The following is an 18,450-nucleotide window of genomic DNA, read 5'->3' as shown; positions in this document are numbered from 1 at the left end:
GTCATGTTTGTTCGGCATCTCACTCTCATGACGATTTTTACAGATCCTACGCATCGCATCGCGCGGCGGCACGTTGCGACGGGATGAGTCACACCGCTGCTGTCCGCTACCCCTATCGTCCGATCACCGATCGACCCGACTATGACTGGCCGGAAGGCAAGCGGCTTGCGATCTACTTCGGCGTCAATCACGAGGTGTTCGACTTTGGCGGCGGATTGGGTGCCGAGTTGGCGCCATCGCAGACCGAGCCAGACGTGATGAATTACGCGTGGCGCGATTATGGCAACAGGGTCGGCGCGTGGCGGCTGTTCGACCTGTTCGACAGACTCGATCTGCGCACGACCGCATTGTTGAACGCCGACATACTCGATCGCTGTCCAGGCCTGGCCGAAGCCTGTCGCGATCGTGGCGACGAGATTGCGGCACACGGCCGGACTAACGCGACCGCGCAAGGGACCCTGTCGCGATCAAGCGAACGCGCCATGATCGCCGATGTGACGCAGCGACTGGCGACGCTGGGTGTCCGTCCGACGGGGTGGCTCGGCCCCTGGATTTCGGAGAGCAAGGATACCCCCGATGTGTTGGCCGAGGAGGGCTATCGATATGTGCTGGACTGGGCCCATGACGATCAGCCGACCCGCCTCGCCACGACGCACGCCAGCCTGTTGTCGATACCCTATTCGCAGGAGATCAACGACTTGCCCGCGGTGATCCAGCGTCATCGCGAGGCCGAGGACTTTGCGGCGATGATCCGCGCCGCGGTCACGCAATTGTTATCGGAAACCGACCGCCGCCCCTCCGTTTTGGGGATCGCGCTGCATCCCTATATCATGGGACAAGCACACCGCGTCCCGGCGCTGGCCAGCATATTGGAGGAGCTTCGCGAGGCGAACGATCCGCGCATCTGGTGGACCACGGCGGGCGCCATCGCCGACCATGTCGAGACGCACGACCTGGCGGTTTGACACCCGCGACCGAACGCCCCGCTGATTTCAATAGGGCCGGTTTCAGCGGCGGCGGTCGGCGATATACCGGTTCACCTGTTCGTCGAGCACGTCCAGCGGGAGCGCACCCTGGCTCAAAATCGCCTCGTGAAAGTCGCGAATATCGAAGCGGTCCCCGAGTTCGCGCTTGGCACGATCGCGCAGTTCGGTGATCTTGAGCTGGCCGACCATGTAGCTGGTGGCCTGGCCAGGCCAGTTGAAATACCGGTCGACCTCGCGGCCGATATCCGTATCCGATACCGAGCTGTTCGCCTTGAAGTACGCCACCGCTTGGTCACGGGTCCACCGCTTCGAATGGATGCCGGTGTCGAGCACCAGCCGGATCGCGCGCCAGACCTGCAGCGATAACATGCCGAACCGGTCATAGGGTGTCTTGTAGACGCCCATCTCGTTCGCGAGCCGTTCCGAGTACAGCCCCCACCCCTCGACATACGCGCCATAGCCACCGAATTTGCGGAACTTGGGAATGCCGACGAGCTCCTGCTGGCGGGCGATCTGGAAGTGATGACCGGGCGCGCCCTCGTGCGCGGCGATGCCAGCGACCTGCACCTTCTGCGTCTGGTTCATGTCGACCAGATTGACGTAGTAGATGCCAGGACGCGTGCCATCAGCGGACGGCGGATTGTAGAATGCGGTCGACGCGGTACCTTCACGCCACTTTTCCACCGCGCGAACCTCGAGTGGCGCCTTGGGCAGCTTTCGGAAATAGCGCGGTGCCGCGACCATGACCGAAGCGATCACGCCGCGGGCATCGCCGAGATACTGTTCGCGACCTTCTGCCGTATTCGGATATTTGAACTTCGGATCGGTCCGAATCTGATCGAAGAATGCCTCGAGCGTGCCGGTAAAGCCAACCTCGCGCTTGACCGCCTCCATTTCCTGGCGGATCGCGGCGACCTGCCTCAGACCCAGTGCGTGGATCTGGTCGGCGGTCAGGTCCGTCGTGGTCGAGTTCTTCAACCGATCGGCATAATAGGCCGCGCCATTCGGCAGACTCCAGGCACCGAAATTCCCCTTGGACTGGGGTTCGATCTCGTCGAGCGTGGTCAGCAACACGCCGTACCCCGTGCGAAACGGCCCCGTCAGCGCGACACTGCCATCGGCCAGGAGTTTCGCCTTGACGGCGGCCGGCGCAGCCAACGCGCCGACCTTCTTGCGAAAGTCCGCCCACACGCTTGAGTCCGGGCCGGCGTCGAACGGTGCACCGGTTATGATCGCCTTCGCATCGCCGCGCGCCGGCGCGAAGTTCACCTTGTTCGGGACGATGCCCGAGGCCGCCTGCGCGCGCATCGTCGCCGACACCTCGCGCATCACCCGCTCGGTATCGCGCAGGCGAGCGATGTACGCCGTCGCATCGGCGACCGTCTCGACCTTGTGATTGTTGATGAGCAGAACGGGGATCTCGCCCGCCGGACTGCCGTTGGTCGATACGGGGAACCGCAACTTGCGAAATTGCAGCGACTGACGGCCGCGCTCGACTTCATATTCGAACAGGCGGTAGCTCACCCGCGCGCTTTCGCTCAACTGTTCCGGCTTAAACTGAGCGTGCATCGCTGCAAGCTGTCGTTCGGCGAGCGCTTCGGCACGCAGCGATGCGGCATCGGTATAATCGTCGAGCCGGTCGTAATTGGTTTTCAGGCCCAGCTGGGTCTGCGATTCCGGACTGAGCGCGAGTTGCTCGTCATATGCACGATCGAGGAACGCGAGCAGTGCGGCATCCTTCACGGTCGAGCGCGTTACCGCATCCGGCGCCGCGAGATTGGCCTGTAGGAGCGGAACGGCCGGCAGCAGAACGAGGGCGAAAGCTAGACGCATGAAATCTCCGATCGAGCTGCTTGTCGCCCGCCGCTGGATGCATTGCAATCGTCTCCTGCCCGTTCGGCGAACCGACCCGAGGCCGAACCTCGCAACGCGCGACATCTTTCGTGCTCGCACTTGCCTCCGAGGCTGGAACGATGGTCGACCCGACGGCGCGCGAATGTCGCGGAACCCGTCCGTCGCTCATGTCTTTGAAAGACAAACAAGGAGTTTCGACATGTTGCTGATCAACCGCCGTCAAGGTCTGTGGACGCTTGCAGGGGGCGCCCTGGCCGCAACCGTGATCGGTACGCGCGCAGCCGCGCAGGTCCTGGCGAAACCAGCGGCGAAGATGGAAACGCTTGCCGTGGTCGAGAAGAACGAGGGTCGCGTCGCCTTTTACGCGGTTCCCGGCGGCAAGCGCGTCGGTGTCGTCCCATTGGGGACGCAACCGCACGAGATCGTCGCCGATCCCACCGGCCGCTATGCGTTCGTCGGCGATTATGGCGTCGAAAGCTGGAAGGCGCCGGGCGTCGGCGGTCATCGCGTCTGGGTTATCGATCTCGAGAAAAGGACTCTTGCACGAACCATCGACATGACCCCGTTTGGCCGGCTGCACGCGGTGCGGATGGACTCGAAGGGGCGGTTGTATGTCTTGTCCGAGAAAGACAGCGTATTGGCGCGGTTCGACACCCCGCAGACGGACGACGCGCCCGCGCGACTGGTGCCGGTCAATGGAGCGCGAAGCCATTACCTGGTCATCCGCCGCGACGGCTCCCGCGGCTATGTCGCCGACACGCTGAGCGGTGCGGTCATCATGGTCGATACGGACGACGTCGGCGTAGCCCCGGTCCGCCAGCATATCGGCGTCGCTCCCGAAGCGATGACGTTGAGCGCCGACGAACAGACGCTGTTCGTCATCGATCGTCCCAGCGGCACGCTGCATGCTCTCGATGCGACATCGCTGACCCGGCGGATGCAACGCACGATGCGCGGTGAAGCAGTCAGGATCGTGACCCAGACGGACGGCAAGCTGATCGTATCGAATACGCAGGACAAGAGCTTGTCGAGGCTGAACCCGACGACGTTGGCCGAGGAGGACTATTTGCCGCTTCCGGCGGCGGCACCGGGTCTGAACATCGTCGGCGACACGGTCTATGCGTCGTTGCAGAACGACCGGGTAGCAATCGTCGATCTGCGCGCGTGGAAAATCGTCGGCGGCTTCGCGACGGGATCGGCACCGGACTCCGCAGTCCTGATGCGGTGAAGCCGCTGGCTCCACCGCACTCGATTACGAAATCGCGCTCAGGCCTTCTTCATCTGGCGCACCGCATGATCGGCGGCACGAGCGGTGAGCGCCATGAACGTCAGCGACGGGTTCACGCACGAGATCGACGCCATCTGCGCGCCATCGGTGACGTAGAGGTTGGACGCCGCATGCGCCTGGCTCCATTCGTTGAGCACCGACGTGCGTGGGTCGCGGCCCATGCGGGCACCACCCATTTCGTGGATCGCGTCGCCGGGTACGTGCTCGCTTTCCGAACTCTTGACGTTGGTCAGGCCCGCCGCCTTCAGCATCGCCTCGCCCTGCGTTCGCGCGTCGGCCATCATCTTCAGTTCGTTGTCGCGGAAGCGCACGTCGAACCGCACCAGCGGCACCCCGAACCGGTCGACCTTGCTCTGATGGAGCGAAACCTTGTTGTCCGCATAGGGTAGGCATTCGCCGAATGCGCCCATGCTGAACCGCCACGGCGCGTATTTGCGCATGCCCTGCTTCATCGATGCGCCGAACCCGACAGGGGCGGCAAGGTTGCGATAGGCGCTGCCCTGATAGCCATAGCCGCGCTTGAAGCCGACGCCTTCGTCACCGCCGATATTGCGGAAACGCGGGACGTAGACGCCGCCCGGACGACGACCGAATTCGATGAACTCTTCCATCCCGGGGATGTCGCCCTCGACCCCGACACGGAAGATGTGATCCATCACATAGCGCCCGAGCGTGCCGCTCTCGTCGAAATAGCTGCGGTCGCTACCCGGCGCGCGCGAGTTGAGCAGGATCTGCGTCGACGCGATCGCCGAGGCGCAGAGGAAGACGAGGTCCGCGTTGACGGTTTCCGCCTGGCCGGTCTTGGCGTCGATATAACGGACGCCGGTAACCTTTTTCCGCGCCGCATCGTACACTAGGTTGGTGACGACCGAGTCCGACTTGAGCGTCAGGCGACCGGTCGCGCGCGCGGCTGGCAGGGTGACGGCCTGGGTCGAGAAATAGGCGCCGAACGAGCAGCCATTGCCGCACTGGTTGCGGAACTGGCACTTCGTGCGGTTCTGGTCGGGCTTGTCCTCGGTCATGTTCGACAACCGGGTGTTGATCAGTTTCCGGCCGGGAAACTTGCTTTCGAGATTCTGCTTCAACCACTTCTCGGCGACGTTCATCGGCATCGGCGGCTGGAACTCGCTGTCGGGCAGATAGGCGAGGTTCTCACGCGAGCCCGAGACGCCGATGTATTTCTCGACATAGCTGTACCACGGCGCGACGTCGTCATAGCGGATCGGCCAATCGCCATCGATGCCGTCGCGCTTGTTCGCCTCGAAATCGGCGGGGCTCCAGCGGAAGCACCAGCGGCCCCAGATCAGCGACTTGCCGCCGACCGCACCGGGCCGGATCCAGTAGAATTTGCTGCCCTCGTCATAGGCGTAGGGGTTGAGCCGGTCGTCATTGTGGAACTCGCGGTTGCTGGGCTGGACATAGCCGTGCTTGGCGATGAAATAATCGCTGTCTAACAATGGCTTGGGCATGATGTTGCGTGCCGGCACTTCGTAGGCGGGTTTGCCGTCATAGGTGTAGCCTTCGCCGTGCTCGACCATCTTGCCTCGGTCCAGCATCAGGACGCGAAGGCCCTTTTCGGTCAATTCCTTCGCAGCGAAACCGCCGCTTACGCCCGAACCAATGACGATCGCGTCGAACCTGTTGGTCTCAGCCATGATCTTCCTCTCCTAATACTCAGAAACACGCCCCGTCAGGAGCGCCTCATTTAAAAACGAAGCGCGCGCAGTGTCCGGAAACTCGTGGTGATGTCGGGCAGATACGGCGCGGGGGCCTGATCGTTCTCGACGTAGAAATGGCGCACGCCGGCACTGCCCTTCAGCTTGAACAGCGCGCCGAAATCGACCGTGCCCGCGCCGACTGCCGCCATGCTGCGATCGGGCCGCATGTCCTTTACGTGATAGGCGTAGATCCGCTGGGACAGGCGCTCGATCAGCGTCGTCAGGTTCTCGCCGGCATGCAGCGCCCAGTAGAGATCGAGCTCGAGCTTCACGAGCGCCGGATCGGTCTCCTTGAGCAACCGCTCGTACAGGCTGACGCCACCCGGCTTGGTAGTGAACTCGAAATCGTGGTTGTGATAGGCGAAGCCCAGCCCGGCCTTTTTCAGGTCGGTCGCGAACCGGTTGAAGTTCGGCAGCGCGGCGTTCCAGCCCGCTTCGTTGCGATGCTCGTCGGTCATGTACGGCAGTACGACGGTGGTCGCGCCGAGCGTCTTGGCCATCGTCACCGACTGGTCGAACTGCTTGAGCAGCGCGTCGTAGCCGATATGCACCGAGGGCGCGGTCAGGCCGAGCTTGTCCATCGTCCGGCGCAGCATCGCATGATCCATGCCGTCATAGCCGCCACCGCCGAATTCGACCTCGCGGTAGCCGATCTTGGCGACCTGCCCGAGCGTGCCGACCGGGTCCTTCGAGAAGATGTCGCGGATCGTGTAGAGTTGCAGGCCGATAGCCTTCAACTGTGCGGCCGATGCGGTCGGCACGAACGCGAGGGCTGCGACGGCACCGGAGCCGGCGAGCAGGTTTCTACGGCTGAGGATCATGCGGAATACACCTTGTTGACCTGAGAATAGGGAAATGCGCCGTTATACTCGCCCGGCACCGGCAAATACTCCCGCTCCTGCGTCATGCCGATTTCCGACGTGTAATAGCCGGTGATGACGAGCTGTCGGAATGCCTCGAAGAAGACGCCCCCGGACGGGATCTGGTCGTTCATCGCGAGCGTGAGCAGCGCATCCTGCTGCGCCGCGGTCGCCTTTGCGCCGGCGACCTTATAGTCTTTCAGGCTGCGTGCCTCGATCGCGTCGAGACCGGCGAGGATCGGCACCTGGTCGGCCGGTGCGGCCCAGTCGGCGAGCAGCTTCTCGATATAGGCCGGGACACCGGCAGCGATCGCGCCCGGCGTATCGGTGGTCGGCAGGACTCGTTCGCTGAGTGCGGTCATCAGCGCGCGCTGGGGGGCTGTGAAGACCGCGACGCTGGGCGGGCCTTCGCTGATGACGGGAATGCCGACCGCTGCGCCCGGCGCCTGTGCGACACCGGCGGCGCGGGCGATCGGCGCATACAGGGCCGTGCCGAACATGGCGACGACGCCTGCGAGTGCTGTTCTGCGATCGATCATTTACCGTCCTTTCCAAGGTCCTGTGCGATCGCCGCTTCGGGCAGCGGACGGACCCAGATGTTGCGGAACGACACCGGCGAATCGTGATCCTGGAGCTGGATCGGCGCGGCATCGGCGTGCGCGGTATAGCTGGCCACCTTGCGCCAGATGGTGGTTCCGAGCATCGCCTGGTGGTTCTGGACGAGCACGCCGTTCAGCAGCGCGGTGACGTAGGCCGGGCGGAGCAGGCTGCCATCGGCGGCGAACCGGGGCCGCTCGAACACGATGTCGTAGGTCTGCCACTCGCCTGGTCGACGAGCAGCATTCACCAGCGGCGGTTTCCAGCCATACACCGCGCCGACTGTGCCATCAGCGTAGGTCGGGTTCTGCGAACCATCGAGGATCTGCAGTTCGTAGCGCTGCATGAACCAGATGCCGCTGTTGCCGCGATCCTGCGAGGTCTTGGTCGGCGGGTTTGGCGAGCGGAATTCGAGATGCATCTGCACGTCGCCGAAGCTCTGCTTCGAGACGAGGTTGTTCTCGCCGCCGCTCTTCGCACGTGACGGGATCGTCAAGATGCCCTTGTCGATCGGCCACGCGATCCGATCGGGCTTCCATGCGTCGAGCGAACGCCCGTCGAACAGCACGACCGCGTCGGCGGGCGGACCGCCGGGGGTCGCGGCCGGGGCGACGACGACCGGCGCGGGGCGGTCGGCGTCGTGCACCCGCCACTGGCCGCCGGGCAACATCGGTGTGTCCGTGAAGCCGGGCTTTTCCTGGGCCGCGACTGGCGTCGTCGTCATCAGCGCGATCGCCGATACAGCGCTCGCCATCAAACAGGTCTCCATGCGTCTTCCCCTCATCCCCGTTCCCCTCATGCCCGTCCCCGTCATACTGCGTCGATTTCGCGGTACGCGGCGATCAGGCGGTCCTCGCCCGCGCGACCGGCGATCGAATTGCCGTGTTCCATGCCGATCACGCCGGTGTAGCGTTTCGCCTTCAGCCACTTCACGATCGACTTGAAGTTGATCTCGCCGGTCGAGGGTTCGTTGCGGCCCGGATTATCGCCGAACTGGATATAGCCGATCTCGTTCCAGCAGGTGTCTAGCGTCGGGATCAGGTTCCCCGACTGGATCTGCTCGTGATACAGGTCGGCGAGGATCTTCACCGCCGGGCTGTTGGCGCCGCGCGCGACCGCATAGCCCTGCGAAATCGACTGCATATAGACGCCGGGATGGTTGGTCCGCGTGTTGAGCGGCTCCATCACCATCGCCGTGCCCGATGGCGCGACGATGTCGCCCGCGCGGCGCATGATGTCGATCACGCGCGCCGTCTGGATATCGACCGGCACCTTCGGATCCATGAAGCCGGTAACGACGGTCATGTGCTTCGCGTTCAATCGCTTGGCAACGTCCAGCGAGGCGCGGATGTCGGCGAGGAACGCCTCGCGCTCGGCACCGTCGGTCGCACCGAGCAACGGCCGCGACTGCGACCATTTCGGCATGCTGGCGACGAACACGCCCATCGTCATGCCGCGCTGCGCGAGCGCCTTGGCCATCTGCTCCTGCTCGGCCACCGACCGCGTCGCCGCCTCGTTGTCCTCCCAGGCGGTGAAGCCCTGGTCCGCGGCGTAGGCGATCTGCTCGATCCGTCCACCGCGGCTGGCAAAGCTGCCCTCATGCGGCGCGTAGCCAAGCGCAAAGCGCGCGGCGTTCGAGCTGCGGCGTTGCCCCCCGGCCATACCTGGCACCAGCGACGCGGCGGCGCCGGCCGCGAGCCCAGCCCCGAGCAGATTTCGGCGGGAGAGCGTCATGCGACCATTACCGTCATTTCGAGCCCTCGGCCCTGAGATACGCGATGATCGCGGCACGCTTGGCCGGATCGGGCGTCGCGATCGGCATCCGCGTGCCCGGCACCTTCTTCTGCGGCGCGGTCAGATATTCGTTGAGCGTCTTCTCGTCCCAGCGCAGCTTCGATGCCTTCATCGCGGGGGAGTAGTTGAAGCCGGGCGTCGCGGCGGCGGCACGGCCGACCACGCCGTACAGGTTCGGGCCGATGCCGTTCCTGCCGCCCTTCACGACGGTGTGGCAGGCGCGGCAGGCGGCGAAGGCAGGCGGCGCGGCGGCGGTCGACTGTGCGGTGGTCGGCGCCGAGACCGTGACGGCCGCAACCGCCGCGATACTTCCTGCGACCAGAGCCATGAGCAGCTTCATTCATTCTCTCCCGGATTTACTGAAGTCCATTTCCGATCTGCGCCGGCGTTGGCGATCACCGCCTCGATGAAGCGCATCGTGCGCAGGCCATCGGTCACGCCCGGAAACCAGCGGCCGTCTTCTCGACTGCCGCCGCCATCACCGCGGATCGCCGAGGCGAACGCGCGGTAGAGGTTGGCGAACGCCTCGATATAGCCCTCGGGATGACCCGCGGGTGTACGCACCAGCGTCGCGGTGGCGTCGAGCATACCCGGACCGCCGGTCCGCACGCTCTCCGCGGGGCGGTCGAGCCAGCGCAGCGTCAGCGTGTTGGGTTCCATCTGCGACCAGTCGAGGCCGCCGCGTTCGCCGTGGATGCGCAGTCGAAGCCCGTTCTCCTCGCCCGCTGCGACCTGGCTCGCCTTGAGCGTGCCGCGGGCGCCGCCCTCGAACCGGAGCAGCGCGCTGACGTCGTCGTCGAGCCGGCGACCCTCGACATGCGTCGTGAGGTCCGCCGAGACCGATTGCACCGACAGGCCGGAGACATGCTCGGCGAGCTGGAACGCATGCGTGCCGATGTCGCCGAGACAGCCGCCGAGTCCCGCGCGGGCGGGATCGGTGCGCCATTCGGCCTGCTTGTTGCCGTCGGTGTCGATCGATTGACTGAGCCAGCCTTGCAGATATTCGACCTGCACCAACCGGATCGCGCCGAAATCGCCGCGTTCGACCCGCGCGCGCGCCTCTTCGATCATCGGGTAGCCGCTATAGGTGAACGCCAGCGCGAAGTGGCGGCCGCTGGCCTTGGCGGCGGCGGCGATCGCCTCGGCCTCGACCACGTTCATCGCCATCGGCTTTTCGCAGAAGACGTGGAAGCCGGCGTTTAACGCGGCGATCGCCATCGGCGCGTGGAGATGGTTCGGCGTAACGACCGCGAGCGCTTCGATGCGCTGGTCCGCGGGCAGCGTACTTTCGTGCGCGATCAGCGCATCGAGCGTCGGATAGACCCGCTGGGGATCCAGACCGAGCAGTGCGCCGGTGCGCGTGTTGCGCCCACCATCGGTGCTGAACGCGCCCGCGACGAGGTCCCAGTCGCCGTCGAGCGCCGCCGCCATCCGGTGGACGGCGCCGATAAAGGCCCCTTCCCCGCCGCCGACCATGCCGAGACGAAGCCGGCTCATGCCTGCCCCTCCGACAACCCGAGCAGCTTGCGGATCGCGGCGCGATCGATGCCGCTGGCGGCGAAGTCGTCGAACGGGCGCTCGGTCAGGCGGATGATGTGGTCGCGGATGAACGGCGCGCCTTCGCGGGCGCCGTCGTCGGACCGTTTCAGCGCGCACTCCCATTCGAGCACTGCCCAACCGTCATAGCCATACTGCGCCATCTTGCTGAAGATGCCGGAGAAATCGACCTGCCCGTCGCCGAGCGAGCGGAAACGGCCGGCACGGTCGACCCAGTTCTCGTAGCCGCCATAGACGCCGGTGCGCCCGTTCGGGTTGAACTCGGCATCCTTGACGTGGAAGCACGAGATCCGGTCGTGATAGCGGTCGATGAAGTCGAGATAGTCGAGCTGCTGCAACACGAAATGCGACGGATCGAACAGCAGGCGTGCGCGCGGATGGTTGTCGACTGCCGCCAGGAACCGCTCCCAGGTCGCGCCGTCGTGGACATCCTCGCCCGGATGGACCTCGAACGCGCAATCGACGCCCGCATCCTCGAACACGTCGAGGATCGGGGTCCAGCGGCGGGCGAGTTCGGCAAAGGCCTCCTCGATCAGTCCGGCGGGACGCTGCGGCCAAGGATAGACGTACGGCCACGCCAGCGCTCCCGAGAAGGTGGCGTGCGCGGACAGGCCCAGATTGGCGCTGGCGCGCGCGGCGAGCTTGACCTGCTCGACCGCCCAAAGCTGGCGCTCGGCGGGCTTGCCGTGGACCTCGGGCGGCGCGAAGCCGTCGAACAGCGTGTCGTACGCCGGGTGCACCGCGACCAGCTGGCCTTGCAGATGCGTCGACAGTTCGGTGACTTCGATGCCGTGCTTCGCCAGTCGCCCGCGAAGATCGTCGCAATAGGTCTTGCTCTCCGCCGCGAGCTTCAGGTCGATCAACTGCGCGTTGCAGGGGATCTGGACGCCGACGTAACCGAGGCCCGCCGCCCATTCGGCCAGCGCGTCGAGCGTGTCGAACGGCGCTTCGTCGCCAAGGAACTGGGCGAGGAATATCCCGGGGCCCTTCATGCCGGTCATGCTGCACTCTTTCTGGTGTCGTCGCGGAACGTGAACTGGAACAGCAGCGCGATCACTGCGGCGGCGATGGCGGGATACCACCACATATGCTGCCAGTCGGCGATGGTCGGCGATGCGGGCAGTTGCGCATACAGAAGCGCGCCGATCTGCGACCCGAGCAACATGCCGACGCCGTAGGTGAACAGCGTCAGCATGCCCTGCGCCTGCGCGTTGACGCCCTTGGGCGTGGCAATCGTGCCAGTGTAGATCGCGCCGGCGACGAAGAAGAAATCATAGCACACGCCGTGCAGCGCGACGCCGAGATACACCGCCCAGATCGACGAACCGCCGTCACCGATCGCGAACAAGGCGTAGCGCAACGCCCATGCCGCCATGCCAACCAGCAGCAGCGGCTTCACCCCGAACCGGCGGTACAGCCACGGCATCGAGAACATGAACACGAGTTCGGACATCTGGCCTATCGCCAGCGTACCCCCGACGTTGCTGATCCCGGTCGCGCCGACATAGGGAGAGGCATAGGCGTAATACATCGCGAGCGGGATCGAGATCAGCGTCGCGCAGGTCATGAAGATCAGGAACGAGCGCTGCTTCAGCAACCCGAACGCCTCGACGCAGAACACCTGGCGAAGCACGCTCTCGTCGCGCGGCGCGTCTGCCGTCACGTTCGGCAGCGTGAAACTGTAGAGGCCGAGCGCGATCGACACGACCGCCGCAACGCGGAAGATCTCCGGGCTTGCCGACAGGCCGGCCCAGCCGATGATCAGGCCGGCGGTGATCCAGCCGAGCGTACCGAACGCGCGGACGAACGGGAACTTGTCGGTCCGCTCGCCGAAGCTCTTCAGCGCAATCGTGTTCGCAAGGCCGACGGTCGGCATGTAGAGGATCATGTAGCAGAGCAGCAGCCAGACGAAGGTCCGGCCATTCTCCGGCGTCACCAGCGACGGCAGCACGAACAACAATACGCCGCCGATCAGGTGCAGGATCACCATCAGCATCCGCGGGCTAACATAACGCGCCGCAGCCATGCCGAGCAGGAACGAGCCGACGATCGACGCGATCGGCCCGACCGAGAACGCGTTGCCGATCAGGTTGCCGATCCCCACGGTCTGCATGACGAGGCCGAGGGTTACGGTCCAGGCGCCCCAGACGAAGAATTGCATGAACATCATGGCGCTCAGGCGGCCGGTTAGCAGGCCGCCGGTCGTGGCTTGGGGCCCAGTGTCTGCACGCGCCATTCGCTACCTCTCCGATCGCAGTTTTCCTGCTTGTCGACCCGGAAGCTACGGAGCCGCGATACGAATGTAAAGGATTACATCGGATATATATCGACAGTGCCGACGACCGGATCCATGACGACCCTATGCCGACGATCATCGAAGTGGCCGCTCTCGCAGGCGTCTCGACCGCCACGGTTTCGCGCGTTCTCAGCCGCCCCGAACAGGTGTCCGACGACACGCGACGGCGGGTGCTGGCGGTCGTCCGCGAGTCCGGCTACGCGCCCAACGTCGCCGCACGGAGCCTGCGGACGTTGCGCGCGGCGAAGATCCTGCTGACCGTCCCCGATATCTCCAACGCGTTCTTCGCCAGCGTCATTCGCGGCGCCGAAGAAGCCGCACGAGACGCGGGATATTCGGTCGTGGTGGGCGACACGCGGCACGATCCGGACGTTGAAGACCAATATGCCGACATGCTCTCCCGCCGCGAGGTCGACGGGCTGATCTTCCTTGGCCACCGCCTGCCAACCAGCCTCGCCCCGCTGATGGCGCGCAAAGGGACTGCCGCGCCGATCGTCAATGGCTGTGAATACAGCTCCGATCTGGGTGTCCCGAGCGTCCACATCGACAATGCCGCAGCGAGCGCCGATGCGATCGAGCATCTCGTCGGCCTCGGCCACCGCAGGATCGGCGTCGTCACCGGCCCGGAGATCAGCCCGATCAGCCGCGATCGTCTCGCCGGCGCGATCGACGCCGCGACCCGCGCCGGCCTGCGCGACAGCCTGCACATCCGGGTCGGCGACTATTCCGCCGGGCCCGCCGTCGACCAGACCCGCGACCTGCTCGCCCAGGACGTGACTGCGATCTTCTGCTTCAGCGACGAGATGGCGATGGGTGCGCTCAGCGCGATCGGCGACGCGGGGCTGTCATGCCCGAAAGACGTTTCCGTCATAGGCTTCGACGATCTCCCGCTCGCGCGCTATTTCCAGCCGCCGCTGACCACTATCGCGCAGCCCAAGGCGATGATCGGCCGCCGCACCGTCGAACTGCTCGTCAACATATTGCGCGGCATCGACAGCCCGTCGCGACAGGTCACGCTCGATCACGAACTGATCGTTCGCGGCAGTACTGCACAGCCAGCTTCGGCTCGCTGACCGATTAAATCGGGCGGCGCTTCTCAGATCGACGATCGCCTGCAATATTCCGCGGCAATCTCTTCCTCCATACGGGCGATCTCGATGTCGGTTTTCAAGCGATCACGCCTTGCGGGCGCCTTGCTGGGTTTGTTTCTCTCCACCAGCGCCAATGCCCAGGACGCGGCCACGCCGAGCGATGCGGTCGATCCGTTCATCGGCACCGGCGGCGAAGGGCACACGTTCCCAGGGGCGGTCGCACCGTTCGGCATGGTCCAGTTGTCGCCGGACACCGATACGTCCTGCGTGATCCGCACCTGTTACGGCCACGCGGCCGGCTATCGCTATGACGATCCGACGATCGAGGGGTTCAGCCACACGCATTTCTCGGGCGCAGGGCATTCCGATCTCGGCGATATCCTCGTCATGCCGGTGTCGGGCGACACCGTGCCGATGGACCCCGGCACGCCCGCCGCGCCCGGCTATCGCTCGCGGTTTTCGCACGCCACCGAGGTCGCAAAGCCGGGCTATTACGCGGTCACGCTTGAGGGGCCGGCGGTGCGCGCGGAAATGACGGCGGGCACGCGGATCGGCGTGCATCGCTATAGCTTTCCCAAGGGCAAGGCCGCGCACCTTGTCGTCGACCTTCGATCGTCGCTTTATAATTACCCCGGCAAGATCCTGTGGTCGGGGCTGCACCTGCGCGACGACGGCGTGCTCACCGGCTTCCGCGAGACGCGCGGCTGGGCGCCCGGGCGCAAGCTTTACTTTGCGATGCGGTTTTCCGCGCCGCTGGTGGGTCACGCGCTGGTCGATCGCGAGAAGGACATCGCGTACAAGGGTTTCCAGGGTCCGGGCCGTGGCAGCGATGCGCTCGCAGAGAAGCTGGGTCGGGCGCTGGAGGCGCGGCTCGATTTCGGTCCGCTCGACGCACCGCTCGAGGTTAAGGTCGGGATCTCCGGGGTCGACGAAGCCGGCGCGCTCGCCAATCTCGACAGTGAGCCCGGCGGCTTCGACGCGGTCCGAGCTAAGACGCAGGGCGACTGGGATAATGCGCTGGGCGCGGTCAAGTTCGAGGCCGCGGCCCCGATGCGCCGGATCTTCGCGACCGCGTTGTACCACAGCCTGCTCGCGCCGAGCGTCTGGAGCGACAGCGACGGGCGGTATCGCGGGCCCGACGATCAGGTGCATCAGGCCGATGGCTTCACGGTCCGCTCGACCTTTTCGCTATGGGACACGTTCCGCGCCGAACATCCGCTGCTGACGCTGATCCAGCCGGAGAAGACCAACACCGATATCGTCCGCTCGCTGATCGCCAGCCAACAGCATAGTCCCGACGGGATCCTGCCGGTCTGGCAGTTCGCCGGGCGCGAGACGTGGACGATGATTGGTTATCATGCGGTCCCCGTCATTGCCGACGCGTATATGAAGGGCATCGGCGGCTTCGACGCGGACGCCGCGTTGCAGGCGATGGTCGCGAGCGCCGACCATGCTTCCTATGGCGGGCTCGGCGAGTATATCCAGCGCGGCTACGTCCCGATCGACGAGGAGCCGGAGGCCGCATCCAAGACGGTTGAATATGCCTATGACGACTGGACGATCGCGCGGATGGCGCGGCGGATGGGCAAGACCGACATCGCCGAGCGGTTCGAGAAGCGCGCGGGCAACTGGCGCAACAGCTTCGACGCGAAGTCAGGCTGGCTGCGCGCAAGGCTCGCGAACGGCAGTTTCCGCACGCCGTTCGATCCGACCGCGATCAACTACGGCTCGGATTATACCGAGGGTAATGCGTGGCAATATAGCTGGTTCGTTCCGCAGGATCAGGCGGGACTGTTCCGGCTGCTCGGCGGCGATGCGAAGACCGTGAAGAAGCTCGACGCGATGTTCGATTTCGACAATTCGAAGGTCGATTACAGCCATGCGGAGGATATCGCCGGGCTGATCGGCCAATATATCCACGGCAACGAACCGAGCCATCACGTCGCCTATCTCTACAGTTACGCCGGCGCGCCGTGGCGAACGCAGGAGCGACTCGGGCAGATCGTCGCCAGCCAATATGGTGCCAAGCCCGAGGGGCTGAGCGGTAACGACGATCTCGGCCAGATGTCCGCATGGCTGGTGTTCACGGCGCTCGGCTTTTATCCGGTCGCGCCGGGGTCGAACGAGTATGTCATCGGTCGCCCGTTCCTGTCGCGGGCGACGCTCGCGCTGCCCGGCGGCAAGCAGTTCGCGATCCGGACGGACAATCTGTCGGACGCTAACCCGTATATCCGGTCGGTCACGCTGAACGGCACGCCCCTCACGCGCAGCTATCTGCGCGACGACGAGATCCGGCAGGGTGGCGAATTGCGGTTCGTGATGGGCGCCCAGCCGAACACGCTCTGGGGCAAGCGTGCGAAGGCCCGGCCGTTTTCGTCCTCGACTGCCGCCCTGCCCCACTGATTTGCCCCGCTGATCTGCGTCCGTCCTATGGCGGAGCGGGTCGACATTGCGGAGACTGGGTGGAGCTATGCGCCCGAACGGCCCCTTCCGCGTTATCCTCTGGAACCGATACCGCGAGAGACAGACCATGAAGAGCGTGACGCTTCCAGGCGGAGAAACGATACCGGCGCTTGGCCAGGGTAGCTGGATGATGGGTGAGCGCGCCGCGCACCGTGCCGACGAGATCGCCGCGCTGCGCCAAGGCGTCGAGCTTGGCATGACGTTGATCGACACCGCGGAAATGTATGGCGACGGCGCGGCCGAGACGCTGATCGGCGAAGCGCTGGGCACCGTGCGCGATGACATATTTCTCGTCAGCAAGGCGTATCCGCAGAACGCATCGCGCAAGCGGCTGGCGGCGGCATGCGAGGCGAGCCTCAAGCGGCTGGGGACAGACCGGCTCGACCTGTATCTGCTGCATTGGCGCGGATCGGTGCCGCTCGCCGAGACGGTCGAGGCGATGGAAGCGCTCAAGGCGGCGGGCAAGATCCGCCATTGGGGCGTGAGCAATCTCGATACCGACGACATGGCCGAACTGATCGAGGGTGGCGGCGATCGCTGTGCGACCGACCAGATCCTCTACAATCTCTCGCGGCGCGGGCCCGAACTCGACCTGATGCCGTGGCTGGCCGCGCACAGCATCCCGGTGATGGCCTATAGCCCGGTCGAGCAGGGCCGGTTGATCGCAGATCCGACATTGGCGCGGATCGCCCGGACGATCGGCGCGAGCCCGGCGCAGGTCGCGCTCGCCTGGGTGCTGAACCGTGATGGCGTCATCGCAATTCCGAAGGCCGGCACGGTGGCGCATGTGCAGGACAATCGTGGTGCGGCGGACCTGCTGCTGTCGCCGGACGATCTGGCCGCGCTGGATACCGCGTTCGCAGCGCCACGGACGCGTCGCCCACTCGAGATGCTGTGAGCGTCGGATGACTGTGTATTTCACGGCGGATACGCATTTCGGCGATCATCGAACGCTCAATATTCATCGTCGTCCGTTCGCCAGCGTCGCGGAGATGGACGCCGCGATCGTCACCGGCTGGAACGCGGTCGTTGGTCCCGCGGACACGGTGTGGCATCTCGGCGATGTCGCGCGCCGCCCGTCGGACGTATCCGACCTGCTGGCACAATTGCACGGGACCAAGCACCTGATCCGGGGCAACAATGATCCGCCCGCAACCGGCGCGGCCGAAGGGTGGGCCAGCGTGCAGGATTACGCCGAACTGACGCTCGACGGGACGGCTCTGGTGCTGTGCCATTACCCGTTCAGCCGCTGGAACGGGCAGCATCGCGGGTCGATCAATCTGCACGGGCATAGCCACGGCAAGCTCAAGCCGGTGCTGCGCCAGTTCGATGTCGGCGTCGACCCGCGCGGCTTTCGCCCGGTAACGCTTGCCAATCTGCTCGACCGTTCGCCACGTACCGAAATCCACGATCCGATCATCCGCCGAGGGACTGCAACCGCATGAAGACGTCTTCGCCACACCAGACGGCATCGGACGATTATGCCCATGGCCGACGCGACGGGTTGCGGCTGGCGCTGTCGATCCTCGCGGGCGAGGAGGCGAAATGGGCGGCGCTGCTGGGGGAAAGCTCGTCGTGGCGCACCAATGCGATCCGTGAAGTCCGATACAAGACGTTGCAGGTCGCGCAGAGCCGGATCCACACGGTACTCAATCGCATGACGCCGAAAACGGGTGTCGCGATCGATCCGGAGATCGCCGCCGCGCTCGAAAAGGCGGGACTCTAGCGCCGCGACGTGCGGCGCTCCCGGTCGGCTGTGTGAAGATCCAGGGCATATGCGGCCGCCCAAACCGGGGTGGTAATTTTGTTCGTCGGTCGTTCTGGCTCGGCAACCATGTCCGCCTTCACGTCGTTCTCGACGCACTCCGGTTTCTCGAAGCAATCCGGGCTCTCGACGCAATCCGACAATCCTGTGCGGATCACACTGCTTTGCCGTGGAAAGACGG

At 65.1% G+C, this 18,450-nt stretch carries 17 protein-coding genes; 7 read left to right on the top strand and 10 right to left on the bottom strand.

What is annotated here, in order from left to right; all coding sequences use genetic code 11:
* Positions 1-83: 83 nt before the first annotated feature.
* Positions 84-965 (top strand): polysaccharide deacetylase family protein, encoded by an 882-nt coding sequence (locus U1763_RS00820; RefSeq protein WP_332753688.1) that lies wholly within the window; start codon positions 84-86, stop codon positions 963-965.
* Positions 966-1,007: 42 nt separating this feature from the next.
* Here U1763_RS00820 and U1763_RS00815 read toward each other — a convergent pair whose 3' ends face one another.
* Entirely contained in the window at positions 1,008-2,819 is a 1,812-nt protein-coding gene (locus U1763_RS00815; RefSeq protein WP_332753687.1) for a DUF885 domain-containing protein, read from the bottom strand.
* A 220-nt stretch (positions 2,820-3,039) separates the two neighbouring features.
* On the opposite strand from U1763_RS00815, the gene U1763_RS00810 reads away from it, so the two are divergent.
* Entirely contained in the window at positions 3,040-4,068 is a 1,029-nt protein-coding gene (locus U1763_RS00810) for a YncE family protein (RefSeq protein WP_332753686.1), read from the top strand.
* A 38-nt stretch (positions 4,069-4,106) separates the two neighbouring features.
* Here U1763_RS00810 and U1763_RS00805 read toward each other — a convergent pair whose 3' ends face one another.
* From U1763_RS00805 to U1763_RS00765, 9 genes are read right to left on the bottom strand one after another with little or no spacing between them, the layout of a single operon-like run.
* On the bottom strand, positions 4,107-5,783 hold the full coding sequence (locus tag U1763_RS00805; RefSeq protein WP_332753685.1) for a GMC family oxidoreductase: 1,677 nt from the start codon (positions 5,781-5,783) through the stop codon (positions 4,107-4,109).
* A 50-nt stretch (positions 5,784-5,833) separates the two neighbouring features.
* Complete coding sequence (locus U1763_RS00800; RefSeq protein ID WP_332753684.1) at positions 5,834-6,667, bottom strand: sugar phosphate isomerase/epimerase family protein; 834 nt, start codon at positions 6,665-6,667, stop codon at positions 5,834-5,836.
* Positions 6,664-7,245: a gluconate 2-dehydrogenase subunit 3 family protein gene (locus tag U1763_RS00795; protein ID WP_332753683.1), complete on the bottom strand. Its 582-nt coding sequence runs from the start codon at positions 7,243-7,245 to the stop codon at positions 6,664-6,666. The genes U1763_RS00800 and U1763_RS00795 overlap by 4 nt, the downstream gene beginning before the upstream one ends.
* Positions 7,242-8,072, bottom strand: coding sequence for a 3-keto-disaccharide hydrolase (locus U1763_RS00790; RefSeq protein WP_332753682.1), 831 nt, complete (start codon positions 8,070-8,072; stop codon positions 7,242-7,244). Before U1763_RS00790 ends, U1763_RS00795 begins: the two co-directional genes overlap by 4 nt.
* Before the next feature lie 41 nt (positions 8,073-8,113).
* Positions 8,114-9,037 carry a hydroxypyruvate isomerase family protein gene (locus tag U1763_RS00785; RefSeq protein ID WP_332753681.1) on the bottom strand — a complete coding sequence of 308 codons (924 nt, stop codon included), beginning with the start codon at positions 9,035-9,037 and terminating at the stop codon, positions 8,114-8,116.
* A 13-nt stretch (positions 9,038-9,050) separates the two neighbouring features.
* Complete coding sequence (locus U1763_RS00780; RefSeq protein WP_332753680.1) at positions 9,051-9,437, bottom strand: c-type cytochrome; 387 nt, start codon at positions 9,435-9,437, stop codon at positions 9,051-9,053.
* On the bottom strand, positions 9,434-10,594 hold the full coding sequence (locus tag U1763_RS00775) for a Gfo/Idh/MocA family protein (RefSeq protein ID WP_332753679.1): 1,161 nt from the start codon (positions 10,592-10,594) through the stop codon (positions 9,434-9,436). Before U1763_RS00775 ends, U1763_RS00780 begins: the two co-directional genes overlap by 4 nt.
* Positions 10,591-11,655 carry a sugar phosphate isomerase/epimerase family protein gene (locus U1763_RS00770; RefSeq protein ID WP_332753678.1) on the bottom strand — a complete coding sequence of 355 codons (1,065 nt, stop codon included), beginning with the start codon at positions 11,653-11,655 and terminating at the stop codon, positions 10,591-10,593. Before U1763_RS00770 ends, U1763_RS00775 begins: the two co-directional genes overlap by 4 nt.
* Positions 11,652-12,890 (bottom strand): MFS transporter, encoded by a 1,239-nt coding sequence (locus U1763_RS00765; protein WP_332753677.1) that lies wholly within the window; start codon positions 12,888-12,890, stop codon positions 11,652-11,654. The genes U1763_RS00770 and U1763_RS00765 overlap by 4 nt, the downstream gene beginning before the upstream one ends.
* Positions 12,891-13,015: 125 nt before the next feature.
* Between U1763_RS00765 and U1763_RS00760 the strand changes: the two genes are divergently transcribed.
* The 5 genes from U1763_RS00760 (at position 13,016) to U1763_RS00740 (ending at position 18,230) form a co-directional block, all read left to right on the top strand.
* Entirely contained in the window at positions 13,016-14,023 is a 1,008-nt protein-coding gene (locus U1763_RS00760; RefSeq protein WP_332753676.1) for a LacI family DNA-binding transcriptional regulator, read from the top strand.
* An 84-nt stretch (positions 14,024-14,107) separates the two neighbouring features.
* Positions 14,108-16,444, top strand: a complete 2,337-nt coding sequence (locus U1763_RS00755) for a GH92 family glycosyl hydrolase (protein WP_332753675.1) — start codon at positions 14,108-14,110, stop codon at positions 16,442-16,444.
* A gap of 127 nt (positions 16,445-16,571) precedes the next feature.
* Entirely contained in the window at positions 16,572-17,402 is an 831-nt protein-coding gene (locus tag U1763_RS00750; RefSeq protein ID WP_332753674.1) for an aldo/keto reductase, read from the top strand.
* A 7-nt stretch (positions 17,403-17,409) separates the two neighbouring features.
* Positions 17,410-17,949: a metallophosphoesterase family protein gene (locus tag U1763_RS00745; protein ID WP_332753673.1), complete on the top strand. Its 540-nt coding sequence runs from the start codon at positions 17,410-17,412 to the stop codon at positions 17,947-17,949.
* A complete protein-coding gene (locus tag U1763_RS00740; RefSeq protein WP_132734328.1) occupies positions 17,946-18,230 on the top strand; it encodes a hypothetical protein in 285 nt (94 codons plus the stop codon). Before U1763_RS00745 ends, U1763_RS00740 begins: the two co-directional genes overlap by 4 nt.
* Positions 18,231-18,450 lie beyond the last annotated feature (220 nt).

Origin of the sequence: Sphingomonas sorbitolis (assembly GCF_036663875.1) — a bacterium.
Classification (GTDB): Bacteria; Pseudomonadota; Alphaproteobacteria; order Sphingomonadales; family Sphingomonadaceae; genus Sphingomonas.
Note: the sequence above shows the minus strand (reverse complement) of the source record. Positions and strands in the feature narration are given on the sequence as shown.